General features: G+C 43.5%; 11 protein-coding genes. 2 read left to right on the plus strand and 9 right to left on the minus strand.

All coding sequences use genetic code 11. The annotated features are described in order from the left end of the window. Positions 1–23 precede the first annotated feature (23 nt). The 5 genes from NST08_RS26705 to NST08_RS26725 are packed head-to-tail and all read right to left on the minus strand — an operon-like array spanning position 24 to position 5,198. Positions 24–551 (minus strand): hypothetical protein, encoded by a 528-nt coding sequence (locus tag NST08_RS26705; protein WP_341342462.1) that lies wholly within the window; start codon positions 549–551, stop codon positions 24–26. Further along, positions 538–2,763 carry a glycosyltransferase gene (locus NST08_RS26710; protein WP_341342463.1) on the minus strand — a complete coding sequence of 742 codons (2,226 nt, stop codon included), beginning with the start codon at positions 2,761–2,763 and terminating at the stop codon, positions 538–540. Before NST08_RS26710 ends, NST08_RS26705 begins: the two co-directional genes overlap by 14 nt. 16 nt (positions 2,764–2,779) lie before the next feature. Next, complete coding sequence (locus NST08_RS26715; protein WP_341342464.1) at positions 2,780–3,640, minus strand: glycosyltransferase family 2 protein; 861 nt, start codon at positions 3,638–3,640, stop codon at positions 2,780–2,782. 21 nt (positions 3,641–3,661) lie between these two features. Next, a complete protein-coding gene (locus NST08_RS26720) occupies positions 3,662–4,405 on the minus strand; it encodes an ABC transporter ATP-binding protein (RefSeq protein WP_341342465.1) in 744 nt (247 codons plus the stop codon). 13 nt (positions 4,406–4,418) lie between these two features. Next, positions 4,419–5,198, minus strand: a complete 780-nt coding sequence (locus tag NST08_RS26725) for an ABC transporter permease (protein WP_341342466.1) — start codon at positions 5,196–5,198, stop codon at positions 4,419–4,421. A 158-nt stretch (positions 5,199–5,356) separates the two neighbouring features. On the opposite strand from NST08_RS26725, the gene NST08_RS26730 reads away from it, so the two are divergent. Continuing rightward, positions 5,357–7,816 carry an O-antigen ligase family protein gene (locus NST08_RS26730; RefSeq protein ID WP_341342467.1) on the plus strand — a complete coding sequence of 820 codons (2,460 nt, stop codon included), beginning with the start codon at positions 5,357–5,359 and terminating at the stop codon, positions 7,814–7,816. Between the two features lie 81 nt (positions 7,817–7,897). Here the strand turns inward: NST08_RS26730 and galU are convergent, their stop codons facing one another. Continuing rightward, complete coding sequence (gene galU / locus NST08_RS26735; RefSeq protein WP_341342468.1) at positions 7,898–8,770, minus strand: UTP--glucose-1-phosphate uridylyltransferase GalU; 873 nt, start codon at positions 8,768–8,770, stop codon at positions 7,898–7,900. A 614-nt stretch (positions 8,771–9,384) separates the two neighbouring features. On the opposite strand from galU, the gene NST08_RS26740 reads away from it, so the two are divergent. Further along, positions 9,385–10,422: an acyltransferase family protein gene (locus NST08_RS26740; protein WP_341342469.1), complete on the plus strand. Its 1,038-nt coding sequence runs from the start codon at positions 9,385–9,387 to the stop codon at positions 10,420–10,422. Positions 10,423–10,793: 371 nt separating this feature from the next. On the opposite strand, the gene NST08_RS26745 is transcribed toward NST08_RS26740, so the two are convergent. The 3 genes from NST08_RS26745 to iolG form a co-directional block, all read right to left on the minus strand. Further along, positions 10,794–11,801 carry a LacI family DNA-binding transcriptional regulator gene (locus NST08_RS26745; RefSeq protein WP_341342470.1) on the minus strand — a complete coding sequence of 336 codons (1,008 nt, stop codon included), beginning with the start codon at positions 11,799–11,801 and terminating at the stop codon, positions 10,794–10,796. 247 nt (positions 11,802–12,048) lie between these two features. Beyond that, complete coding sequence (gene iolB, locus NST08_RS26750) at positions 12,049–12,849, minus strand: 5-deoxy-glucuronate isomerase (protein WP_341342471.1); 801 nt, start codon at positions 12,847–12,849, stop codon at positions 12,049–12,051. Between the two features lie 136 nt (positions 12,850–12,985). Then, a complete protein-coding gene (gene iolG, locus NST08_RS26755) occupies positions 12,986–14,020 on the minus strand; it encodes an inositol 2-dehydrogenase (protein ID WP_341342472.1) in 1,035 nt (344 codons plus the stop codon). Positions 14,021–14,044 lie beyond the last annotated feature (24 nt).

Consider the following 14,044-nt stretch of genomic DNA (forward strand, 5'->3'; position numbering starts at 1 on the left):
TTAAATAAATCTTACTTAGTTAGTTAGAATAATGTTTTATTATAAACAACTCTAAATACTAAGTCTCCATCCATTCGAACACCATTTTGAAAAAGGCTACCGTCTTTATAATGATCTTTAGATGATTTATAAACAGTGATTGACTTATCCACTGGGCTGCCGTTGGATTTTATAAATAAAATATACTCTTTTCCTTTAGATACCGTAATTGGAGGGAAACGATAATCAAAATATGCATTATCAACAATGCTTTTAGCTTTAACAGTTGTAGAATAAATTATCTTCCTCGTTTTCGCTCTTTTAATTCCAATTACTATATCACCTGAATTTTCCCTCATATATGTTCCAAACTTAATTGAAAAACCACTTATATTATTTACAGAAGAGTAAAAGGACTGTTCGATTTCGATACCATCCGAAATTCCTCCCACTGTATCATTACTAAGAGATTGATCAATGCTTAACTCAATCTTGCCTATATTTCCTACATACACAAAGATAATTAATAGCAGTAACAGAACTAGAAAAAAGATTCTTTTAAATTTTTGCATAATCTTCTCCCTTAGTAGTTTGAAAACCATACAACTTCAAAATTTCTTGCTCAATAGATACCCAATTTCTTTGCTCTGCAGTTCTAACTCCGTTTTTAATAATTTGACTACGAAGATTATGGTCACTACAAACCAATTCAATCATATGTAATGCTTCGTCAATATTTCCTTGTTCGTATAACAAGCAATTTTCAGAATGCATTAAATATTCGATATTCCCCTCATTAGGGGCAACAATTGCTATCCCCCCTGTTGCCATCATTTCCAGTGGTGGATAGGAGAAACTTTCCAATAGACTTGATTTAAGTAATATATGGCACTCGGAATATATTTTACTGACCTCATCATAAGGTATTTTATTTAGGAACTTGTCTACCCGATACCAATCCTTGGGTTTTCCACTATACGATAAGTACCAAATTTCAAATTTTGAAGGATCCAATTTATTTGTTATTTTGAAGCTCTCATCAACGTTTTTATAATAATCATTGGAATTACCTTCCACAAGTATCCTTATCTTGCCTTCAAACGTTCTCTCCTTGTAGGTGAACAATGATAAATCAATTCCATTTGGTGCATACTCTACCTTCTTTTTGTACCTATTTTCCAACCATGATTCGCACCATTTAGAGATGGTTATATAATTGATATCTGAGAAGGAGTTATAGGTTAAGTTCGCCCAAATTCTCATCTCATTTCCAGGTTCATAGAAACGAGTTTCGAAATTCTGTACTAAATAGTATTTTTCTTTTATTTTTGAATATGAATACAAAAAATCGGTAGTTGACCACAATGTGGCAACGCACTTTCTAAATAGCCCATGAAAAGAGTGACGATGATAGGATATCACTATAGTCTCACCATCTTTATTTATGATATTTTCATCATCATCGCTCATAGAAATTATTGTGACATCTATTCCGTTATTCCGTAGTATATTGCAATGTTTAATTACAACATTAACCCCACCGCTTATTTGTGTTGATGGTAATACAAAAGCGATATTATCATTTAATTTAGATTCTATAAATTCAAATAACCCATAACCACTTCCTAATGTAGTCCACCCATCCATAACATCATTAAAGGCCTGCAAACCGATTCTAGAACGATAACTGCTATCAACTATTAATTTATCTAAATAATACAGCCAGTCTTTAGCTGAATCGCAAAGTATTCCGTTTCTTTCATGTACTATTACCTCATTAAAGGCCCCTACATTGCTTGCAATAGTAGGTACTTTAACAAGCCCCGCCTCCATCCATTTATTTTCGGATTTCGCTTCATTAAATATAGATGAGACTAAGGGAGCTAAGTTAACATCCACATTGGATATGATTTCAGGTAGATTTGTCCAATCTGTAAATTTCTCAAAAATAATTCTATCAGAGTAATCATTCAGTTGTTCTGGGATATCTAAAATACCAACAACTTTCAGATACAAGTTTTTATGTTTATCAAACATTCGCTTGATTGGATCAATGATTAAATTAAAATCTTCGTTGTGAGTTATGCTACCACTAAAATAACCTAAAATAATTTTCTCATTGTTTCGAGTGTTTAGTCCACTAATTTCCTTTCTCTTTAATGCATCTAAAGAAATACTAACCATCTTTTCAGATGCAACATTCCTATTTATAAACACTTCACTTACATAATTTCCAAGTTCATTTGAGAGTCTACTTGTTGTAGTAATTGCATAGTCACACATAGATAGAGTTTTTTTAGTCCGAATCACTCCATCCATATACATCTCATATTCTTCCTTGCTCATCGTCTTTAAATGATCAATTGTCTTTACATACTTCTGATCAATAACCAAATCATCAATATCAAAAAATATCTTTTTATTAAAATACTTAGCTTTTTCAATTAATTGTCCAACAGTTTCAGTGAACGGACACCGAAAAAACACAAATGCTCTATAATAATTCACCATATCAATCGTTAGATTCTCATAATAAACACTATCGCACGAATACCCATTATAATGTAATTGTTCTATTTGATGATCGATTCTATATCTAGGCGGATGTGGAAGAGAACATCCGTTTATAAAAAGGACATCTTTAAAATGATTCCTATCATTCAATTGCATTTGAGCCCTTAATAGTTTTCTTTTAGTATAGCCATAAGATTTCTTTAAAAAAGATATAGTTCCCTCATATTTAAGTGTAGATACTGACTTTTTAAGTAGCAAATTAATGCCCAAATAGATCACCTTCTATTTATTTATATTCAGAAAGCATTTTTTTTCGTTGTTTTTTGATGTAGGGCTTCCGTCTTTCTCCTCCAGCAGTAGATGTTGGTGAGATTCTCCAATGATATAAAACTTTAGGTATGTGTCTAATTACAGAGGAAACCTGTACAGCACGAATGGCAAGATCCCAGTCCTGAACACCTTCATACCCGACCCTAAAGCCACCTAATTTTTCAATTATTGTTGTCCTGTACACTACTAAATGACAAAAATAATTTAGCGAAAACAGTAATTTAGGGTTCCAATTTTTTTTGAAAAATGGTTGGGTCCTAGTGTTTCCTAATAATTTATCTTCATCACTATAGATTATATCTACATTTGGGAATTTATTGATTTCTGAAACCACTTCGAATAATGCGATTGGAGACAAGATATCATCATTATCCAGCAGAGCTATAAATTCACCATTAGCTAATTCAAACGCACTATTACTACAGGCAGAAATATGCCCATTTTGTTCACGATAGACAACTCTTATTCTTTCATCTCTTGATTTATATTCCTCTAGTACTTCCCTCACATGAGGGAGTGTAGAACAATCATCAGCTATACATAACTCCCAGTATGGATAAGTTTGTTTAATTACTGATTCTATACATTCAATTAAATGACCGCGTTTTGCATTATATACAGGCAAAATAATTGATATAATAGGTTTATAATCCATAACAATTTCAGATTGTTCAGAAGGCAATTTTTCATTTTCAGCAATCCATTTATTATACCAATTGACACTTAACTCCTTAAATACCCAAAAAAGATTATATTTTATTGTAAAACGAATACAAAATTTCAATAGAGCATAATAAATGCTTGTTACTAGAAACAATTTTTATATCCTCCGTCCATTCTAGCTATATTTAGAATAGTAAAAAGTACAAAGGTCTGATATATTACCCCTCCTAATGACTTGACCTTTTTCTAATATAACTCCACTTGTACACAAGCTTTGTATCTGATCCATTGAGTGTGATACAAGTAAGACGCTGGTTCCCTTATTAACCATTTCGTTTATTTTTTCTTCGCATTTTTGTTGAAATTTAAAATCCCCTACGGATAATATCTCATCTACTATCAATAGTTCAGGCGTTGTTGATGTGGCAATTGCAAATCCTAATCTTGCATACATACCGGATGAAAAATTCTTAACAGGGACATCAATAAATTGTTCTAATTCAGAGAAAGAAACTATGTCATCAAATCTTGAATCCATCTCTTTCTTACTGAATCCTAGTATTGCACCATTTAAATATATATTCTCTCTTGCAGTCAGTTCCGTATCAAAACCTGCTCCTAGTTCTATTAGTGGGGCCATCTTCCCAAAAACATTAACTCGACCTTTTGTTGGTTTTAAAACACCAGCTACGATTTTTAACAGTGTACTTTTACCCGCTCCATTTAAACCTAATATCCCAAAAAGTTCTCCTCTCTGTACTTGAAAGCTCACATCACTAAGCGCCCAAAATTCAGTGTAGGATATTTGATTTTTGAATCTTTTGATCAAATATTCTTTAAAGGTGGTGATTTTTTCAGTAGTCATATTAAAACACATAGAAACATTTTGAATGTCAACAATCGCTTCATTTACAGCCATACAATGTTACTCCTTAAATATATAATATGAATTTATCTTGTTTTCTCTTGAATAAATAAAGACCAGCGAACAGTGTCACAATGGCGTAACTTGCGCATTGAACATTAAGTTCAAGAGGCGGAACATGACCATATAATAATGATTCTCTAAAATGTGTTATAAAATAGAACAGTGGATTACTCAATAATAAAACCATAAATTTATCCGGCATTATGTTCATCGGATAAATGATTGGAGTTGCGTACATCCAAGCAGTAATTAGGACACCATAGATATGTTCAATATCTCTAAAAAACACTACAAGGCTACTCAAAATCAAACCAACCCCAACACTAAATACAAACAAATATAAAATAGACACGATACTATAAATGACTGTATATTCGAGATGAACTCCTGTAATTATACAAACGATAAGTACTGCACAAAAAGAAAACAACATATTAACCAGTGAATAAATGGCTTTAGACAATGGGAATATGTATTTTGGAACATATATTTTCTTGATTATTTGCCCAGAAGAGTAAATAGAAGTCATTGCTAACGAAGTAGAGTCTGAGAAAAAAGAAAATAATACTTGGCCACTTATAACATAGGCTGCAAAATTTTCTACATTAAATTTGAATAATTCTTGAAATACTAATGTAATTATAATCATAGTAAACAAAGGGTTTAATACACTCCAAAAAACCCCTAAGACTGAGCGTTTATATTTTATTTTCACATCTTTGATTACTAACAACTTCAATAAATTCGTATACTTTAGAAAGTTCGCAATATAATTCTTCATCATTTCACATTCTCCATTACACCTGACCAATTTTTTATTACATAACAAAATGTTCTATTAATATCAGTTCGAAAAATTATACTTATATCCTGATCTCTAGCTCCTACGGTATTACCTGTGCTAGAATATTGTCGTATCTACAAGAAAAGGAGCTAATTACGTTGTCGAAACCAGTATACGGCAAAAAAGCCGCTGAGTCGAGGAATAGAGAGAAAAGTTCAGCTTTATTTTGGGTGTTATTAGTAGGAATCATTCTTTTTCTAGCATGGACGCCATTCCAAACGGCATTATTTAACGGACAGCAGTTAACTTTTGAAAAGCCTATTTTTTGGGCATCGTTTTTATCCTGCCTATTGCTACTGCTCTGGATCGCTCATTCCTTCAAGAACATTCAATTGAAAGATCAGCGTGACTGGTTAGCTGTGGGCGTACTTCTTCTGCCCCTAACATACTTAATTTCGTTAATTAGCGCTGCATCCCAGGTTCTTGCTATGAACATGGTGATCATCAACTGTATTTACGCAACGATGTTTGTCATTGGGTTATATACGCTTCGTGACAAGTTGGGAAATCGAATCATCCAAAATACCATCATGACGGTCGCCTACCTTATTGTTGGTTTCGGCCTCCTAAATTGGTTCGGCCAGGGCAAGACAGCCGGTGCGATCGCAAAATGGTTCTCCAACACCGTGCTTAACGGAACATACACTCATGCCGTCATGACAGATTCCAACGGTTTACGTCTTACTTCCGTATTCCAGTATGCCAATACATACGCTGCCTTTTTGATGGCATTCCTATTTGCAGCTGTATTCTGCATTACTGCTTCACGAAAGTGGTACGGTAAGGCGTTCCATAGCTTCATGCTCGTACCGATCATTGTGTCGCTGCTCTTGACGCTATCCCGTGGCGGTCTGGTCATGCTGCCGGTTGTATTTGTTCTACTGCTGTTGTTCCTAAAGCCTGCTCAACAGCTGCTATGGATCCTATACTGCGGCATTGCCGGCGTCGCATCGCTCTTAATCTCTAAATCCGTGACAGAACTGGGACTGCAGTTGAATGAAACGTTTAGCGGCAGCGGAGCGTTACAGGGATGGGGAATCCTGATTGGTTCATCGGCGGTCGTAGGACTGATCGGGTGGGCAATTCAGAGCTTTGTCGCTCCGAAACTGGACAAGGCCTTGGGGAATTGGTCCTCTAAAAAAGGCTCCAGCTTATGGATTCCGATTGGATCTACGGTGATTGGTGGCCTGTTGATCTTCCTGTTTATTGGGACTGGCCTCAAAAATATTTTGCCGCAAAACATTAGCGTCCGCTTGGAGAACATAAACTTTAACCAGCATAGTGTTCTGGAGCGTTTCACTTTCTATAAAGATGCGATGAAGGTTCTTGCGGATTATCCGATTATCGGTGCAGGCGGCGGTGCCTGGGCCTCGCTTTACGAGCAGTATCAGAACAACCCGTATACGAGCCGTCAGGCTCATAACTTCTTCCTGCAGTATCTCGTCGAGGTTGGTATTCTCGGCTTTGTGATTTTCATGGCATTTATCTTGTATATCTTCTATAAATATATTCGCGGCTACATGAAGGGAACCGAGGAAGATCGTAACAGCCACTTCCTGTATCTCATTATCGTGCTTTCCATTCTGATGCACAGTATTTTGGACTTTAACATGAGTTATGTGTTTATGGGGATTCTCGTATTCCTGGGGCTCGGCGGTATGGCGGCATTCATGGAACATAAACCGCTCGTCAAATGGAAGGTAAACGATTCTACTTATAGAAGCGTCTTTAGTGCAGTCTTCGGGCTCGGTGCTATATTGGTATTGGTTACATCGATTCGTTATGTGCAAGCCGCCGATGCAGCACTGGATGCTCACAGAGTTGTCCAGGTTAGCAATTCTTTCGAAGAGATCAAAGCACCACTGGACAAAGATCTCAGCATCCGCTCAAGCCATCCGGATTCCGTACTGATGTTAGCATCGCTATATCAGGCAGTCTACCAGCAGAACCAGGATGAAAGCTTCTATAATGCGTCGGTAGATTTGCTGAACAAGGCACTAGCAAACGAGCCATACAACAAATCAATTCTTCGGAGTCTCATCAAGACATATGAAATGAAACAACAGCCGGAACTAGCATATGATGTCTTGATTCAGAACGCGCATAAATTCAATTGGGATATCGAATGGTACCAGGACATTATCCTCCAAGGTTATGAACTTGGCATGAAAGCTCTCGGAACGGGCGACCACGCTAAAAAAGATGAATACTTCGAACATGCAACCGATGCTTTCGCAAAAGTCCAGAAAGGCATTCAGCATCTTAAAACGCTGCCGGAAGGACAACTTCAAGGGAATCCGTTTGAAAATACTCCGGAAATGATCCTCCATGCAGGCAAGATGCATTACATGATGAATCAGCCGGAGCAAGCAGTAAATGTGCTCAAAATCGGCATTCAGGACGATCTGTCGCAATCATCTGCTCAAGAGATTGTTAGATGGTACCTCGCTGCACTTCAGAAGCAAGGACAGAGTGATGAGTCTCTGCTTGTGAAGTTAAAGCAGGTTGATCCGAATGCAGAGCAAAACATCAAGCAATTGGCGGATCTGCAATTCTAAATCAAATAGCGGGTACGTTACGGTAGATTAATAGGATCTACCTGGAACGTACCCGCTATTTTTTTGTTATGAATGTAGAGACTATCTTACTTTCTCCATTATTTTACTCATGTAGGCAAGCAAATCTTCACGTAAATCCTCACGCTGCAGTGCATAGTGAATGCTGGTCTGAATATACCCCATCTTCTCTCCGACATCGTGACGAATCCCCGCGAAATTATAAGCTAAGATGGGGCTTCGATGGGCTAATACCGATAGGGCATCGGTTAGCTGAATTTCCCCGTTCTTCCCAGCTTCTTGATCCTCCAGTATATCAAAAATAACAGAAGGCAAAATATAGCGTCCCATGATTGCTAGGTTGGACGGGGCTTCTTCTCGCGAAGGCTTCTCAACAAGCCTTGTCGTTTCATAAATTCTTTCGGATTTTCTAAGGCCATCAACAATACCGTAGCGATTGACTTCATCCCAGTCAACGGTTTGTACTCCTACAACAGCCGATTGATATGTATCGTAAACCTTTATCATTTGTTTCAGACACGGCACTTCCGACTCCACAATATCATCACCGAGCAGCACCGCAAACGGCTCGTCCCCTATGAACTTCCGCGCACACCATATTGCGTGCCCTAGGCCCTTTGGCTCTTTTTGTCGGATATAATGAATGTCAGCTAAGTTCGACGGCTTCTGGACTTCCTCCAGCAGCTCCCATTTTCCTTTCCCCGCCAAATTATGCTCGAGCTCAAAGGACGAGTCGAAATGGTCTTCAATTGCCCGTTTCCCCTTACCAGTAACGATAATAATATCTTCAATACCGGATGCAACCGCTTCTTCAATAATATATTGAATCGTTGGCTTGTCCACAATAGGAAGCATTTCTTTCGGCATCGCTTTCGTGGCCGGCAGGAATCGCGTACCTAATCCTGCAGCTGGTATGATCGCTTTACGAATGTTCATTTCTAACTATCGTCTCCATTTCCGCATTTTCCCGAATGAATCTATTGTAACATGTCCCGACCAGTCGTTCGACAATAAAATGGTTTTTGTCAAAGTAATGGAGCTTCAACCTAAAGGCCGTCTAACCCTGTAGAAAAAGTACAAATCATATTAAATATAAGTACTAATCGAGCTTACGGCCGTACTTGATTATCCATCATGACAAATGCACCCCAGTTTTACACTAGCGCTCCCGCCATCGATTTCACCGTTTACAACAACCAATAAATTGGTTATTAAGACGGTAACACCAATCGCCTGCAAAGAAGCGGCACGAAGCACCTGTCTGAAAGAAGATGAGCCGACTGAGGGGAATCCGGTATTTCAGATACCTTCATTCCGAGGCTGATCCCCTCTTGCCCAGTTACAGACGTCTCCGTCAAGCGAATATTTCATTATCTTTTAAACGATATCTTCACGCTTAATTCGTACCTTCACAGCTTAGAACACAGCTCAAGATCAATACCCTAAACCCAAGCCCCCTTCCAACTTCAACCATGGAAAGCCCCACTGCCATCCGATATACTAAAACGAAACTTCATTGGAACGTCAAACCCAAAGGAGCTGGTTGCCAGATGAAAGAGAGAGACGTCTATTTTGATAACCTCAAATTCATACTGATCCTGTTGGTGGTCGTGGGGCACCTCATAGAGCCGTTTAACGGCGATCCCTGGATAGGAACGGTTTATCAGTTCATTTACTCGTTTCACATGCCGCTGTTTATTTTCGCGGCGGGTTATTTCTCCAAACACATCCAATACCCCAAATACTACATCAGCCTGCTGTCGGGATTGGTCGTGCCGTACTTCATTTTCGAGACGCTGTACACCTTGTTCGACTATTACATGCAGGGACTGGATCGGCTCGACTTCACCTATTTTTACCCCTACTGGATTCTGTGGTTCCTCTTCAGCATGATACTGTGGAAAATGCTTCTGCCATACCTGCTGATGCTCAAATATCCGCTGATCATCTGCATCGCGTTGTCGGTCCTGCTCGGATACTCGATCGACGTGGATTATTACGCGAGCATTTCGCGCACGCTGTATTTCCTGCCTTTTTTTCTCATTGGATATTATTTCAAAAGGGAGTGGCTAAACGCCTTCAAAACCCGATCATTTCAGCTGCTGTCCATTGCCATCCTCACCGGCGGATTTGCCTTGCTGCATGGCCTGACACCCATTCTGCAAACAAACGCCAGCTGGTTCTACGGTGCCATGCCATATCTGGAATTCGGTTTGGAATCTTGGAACGCCGGACTTTACCGAATACTGACCTATGCCTTCACGGCCCTGATGGGTCTATGCTTACTTTCCATCATTCCGGAGACGAGGCAGCCCTATTCGGAACGGGGACTTTATACCATGTACGTTTTTCTGCTGCACGGATTTATCGTCAAAACAATGCAGTATAACGGGTGGCTCGAGGCCACCTTCCAGTCGACTGGAGGTAAACTGCTGCTGATTCCTCTTGGCATCATTTTGACCTGGGTGCTGTCCTCGCCCTGGATCAAACGCGGTTTCGGGTGGATCGTCGAACCGAACGTCGAGCCGCTGTTCAAGGAACAGATCCGCCGCCGGCCGAAGAATGTCCTTAAACAAGAGGAATATTAGCATAAAGCATGACGCCGACCACCACACGCCGGGAGCTCCACTAATGCCCTAAAAAACCCTGAATTAGCATGAGGCATGACTCTGACCACTACACACTGTGAGATTCGAGGGTACCCGAATAACCTGAGCTCGTGTTACGCCGATCCGGTAGTGGCAGCAGAGCCCCCACCAGCCCACGTAAAAAAGGCCTTCCTGCAGCTGCTTTTACGCAAGCGTTGCGGGAAGGCCTCTTCTGTCGAGGCGTGGAGTCAAGCAGATCGTCGCCTCCGAAAGCCCTGCAATACGTGGGTAATCCCCATTCATGCATCGTCTACACCGAGCTGGTAAGAGCAATGCGTATTGGAAGGCTTGGATAGATGTATTAAAAGTTTCTATGATAGCGGCGCCGTTGAGCCGCGGATCACCAGCTCCGGGGGAAGCACCATCCGCCGGGCGGGATCGTCTTGTCCGGACAGCTCCTGCACCACCAGGTCGACCGCCAGGCGGCCCATCTCCTCGATCGGCTGGGCGATCACGGTGAGCGGCGGATCGGTGACACGCGCCAGGATGGTATCGTCAAAGCTGACGACCGAGCAATCCTCCGGCACGCGCAGCCCGAGCTCGCGAATCGCCTGAAGGGCGCCGATTGCCAGCAGATCGTTACAGCAGAACAGCCCCGTCGGGTGCTCCGCCAGCTTCAGCATAGCCTTAGCTCTCCGGTATCCATCCTCGATCTTGTGGTCGCAGACTGCAATATGATCAGGAGGCAGTTCCACGCCGAACGAGGCTGCAGTCTCGACAAACCCTCTTACCCGCTCACCGCTGCTTGTCACCCGCTCATTCTCCGCAAGCACCGCCAGCCTGCGGTGGCCGAGGCGAAGCAAATGCTCGGCAGCCAGACGCCCGCCGTCGAGATCATGAACCCGCACGCAGCTCGCCCCAAGCTCCGGATGGTCCCGGGCGATGAGCGTGATCGCCAGCGAATGCTCCTGCAGCGGCTTAAGCAGCTCGCCGTGGGATACACCCGTGCCGATAATGACGCCATCCACTTGCTTTTGCTTTAGCAGACTGACATAGCGTTTTACCTTTTCTTCATTGTTATCCGTACTGCAGATAATCACACTGTACCCAAGCTGATGCCCGCGATCCTCAACGGCCCGTGCAATCTCGGCAAAAAACGGGTTGGAGATATCGGGAACGAGCAGGCCGAGGGTATAGGTTCTTTTGCTGGCGAGGGCAGAGGCAATCGCATTAGGCCGGTAATTCAAGCGCTTCATGATATTCAAAATCTCTTCACGCCGTTGGCGGCTGATCTTGCCCTTGCCGTTAATGACATGAGAGACGGTCGCAATGGAGACGCCGGCTTCGCGCGCAACGTCATAAATAGTCGCTTTGATCATCCCTTGTGCTCCATTTGTTTAATTTTGGCATTTAAATCATTATGCGCTCCCGGCCCGCTTCGTGCAAGGCCATTTTAGCGTCGATCCCGTTTGCTGGGGACCTGTCTCTTAAACAATAGGTTAAAATGCATTTCACGGTGCTTATCGTACAAGCATGGACTCCATTATCCTCGTTGCAGCAGCCATCCTTTTTTACAACACATAACTGAGGAACGGCTGACGGGGAAAATAGACCAGCTTCTGCCCCTTATTTCATTAGCCAGTCATGATCGGGATCGTTGCGGAACTTCCAGATCCGCTTCGGCCCTGCCATGACGTTCAGGTAGTACACGTCATATCCGGGAGGCGCCGAAACGGGGTGGTAGCCCTCGGGCACCATAACCGACTGGCCGTCCTTAACCGCCATCGTTTCATCCAGCGAACGATCGTCAGTGTAGACCCGCTGGACAGCAAAGCCCTGCTCCGGCTGCACCCGGAAATAATAGGTTTCCTCAAGCCGGGATTCCTCCGGCAGCTCATCGCGGTCATGCTTGTGCGGCGGATAGCTGGACCAGTTTCCTCCGTCCGTAAACACCTCGACCACCAGCAGGCTGTCCGCCGGCTTTTGCTCCGGAAGAATGTTATGCACCAGGCGCGACATGCTCCCGCTGCCGCGGTTTTCGACGCCGACGTCCTCCGGCGCGATCAGGCGCGCCTGATGATTGCCTTGCCCCGGGGCAAGACAGACCGCCAGCTCCAGCTCGGTAAGCGCCGTGACTTCGTACGGTTCCTGCGAAGGAACATACACCGTATAGGGCGGCGTCTTTTCAAACACGCTCATCCGCTGGCCAATGTTGTCCCAGCGCTCTCCTCCAGCCTTCACGTCGGCACGGCCGGACAGCAGAACAAGAGCCGCTTCCTTATCTCTCGTCCCCCGGGTCAGCGTCTGTCCTTCGCTTAAACGGTATACCTCAAAGCCTACATATTCCCAGCCTGCGCTTTCCGGCGTAATGGACAGCACGCATCCGTCCCCGTCCGGAGCCGTAGAAGGCACAATTAGGTTCGGCATGATTCTTTCCCCCCTCTAAAATATCCTTTTTTCAGTTGATGAATGGAGCGAGCCTGAGCGGACAGCTCGTGTCATAGGATCGATGTTCATCCCGTAGGCGCAGGCCTAATGCCGCTCCATTACATCCTCTCCAGGCTTAGCTCACCGCGGAAATGCCGCTGCTTAGCTCGGCAAGCTTCACCGGGCGGCCCTGCTCCAGGGATCGCTTGGCCGCCAAGGCAATCAGCTCCGCCTGCAGACCGTCATGGCCGCTGACCGGTACTGGCGTGCCCTTTTTCAAACTCTCAATAAACTGACGCGTTTCGTTGATGTAGGCTTCTTTATACCGCTCCAGGAAGAAGTACAACGGCTTGTCGCGGATGACGCCCTCCGGGCCGCTGACGACAGCGGTGCTCGGATAATCATTGTCGGCGGAAACGCTGCCGCCGGAGCCGAATACCTCGACCCGCTGATCATAGCCGTAAACCGCCTTGCGGCTGTTGTCGATGACGCCGAGCGCCCCGTTTGCAAACCGCAGCGTCGTAACGGCCGTGTCAATATCACCCTGTTCTCCGATCGCAGGATCTACCAGCACCGCCCCCTGGGCGTACACTTCGACCACTTCACTGCCCGAAAGAAAACGGGCGATGTCAAAATCATGAATCGCCATATCCATAAACAGCCCGCCGGACACCTTAATATAATCCGGATGCGGCGGATTCGGATCGCGGGAGGTAATCTTGATCAAATGCGGCTCCCCGATTTTCCCCTCGGACACAATTTCGCGGACCCGGCAGAAATTATGGTCGAACCGGCGGTTGAAGCCAATCTGCAGACTCACGCCGGCAGCCTCCGCGGCCGCGAGCGCCTCGCGGGTTTGCTCTACGCTCATGCTGACCGGCTTCTCGCAAAAAATATGCTTGCCGTTCGCCGCAGCCTGCTTGATCAGCGGGACATGTGTATCCGTCGAGGAGCAGATGAAAACGGCATCGAGGTCCGGATGCTCCATGATCTCGGTACTGTTGTTCGTAACCAAGGGAATGCCCCGCTCCGCGGCCCAGGCACGCAGCTCGTCTCCGGCGTATAGATCGCTGACGGCCACAATTTCTGCGCCCGGCATGTGCAGCAGATGATCCGCATGGATTTTGCCGATTCGTCCGGCACCGATAATGCCGATTTTAATGGTTTTCATATGAATGTCTCCTCCGCTTATGAG

It is taken from the genome of Paenibacillus sp. FSL K6-1566 (genome assembly GCF_038050475.1).
In the GTDB taxonomy this organism is placed as follows: Bacteria; Bacillota; Bacilli; order Paenibacillales; family Paenibacillaceae; genus Paenibacillus_AQ; species Paenibacillus_AQ lactis.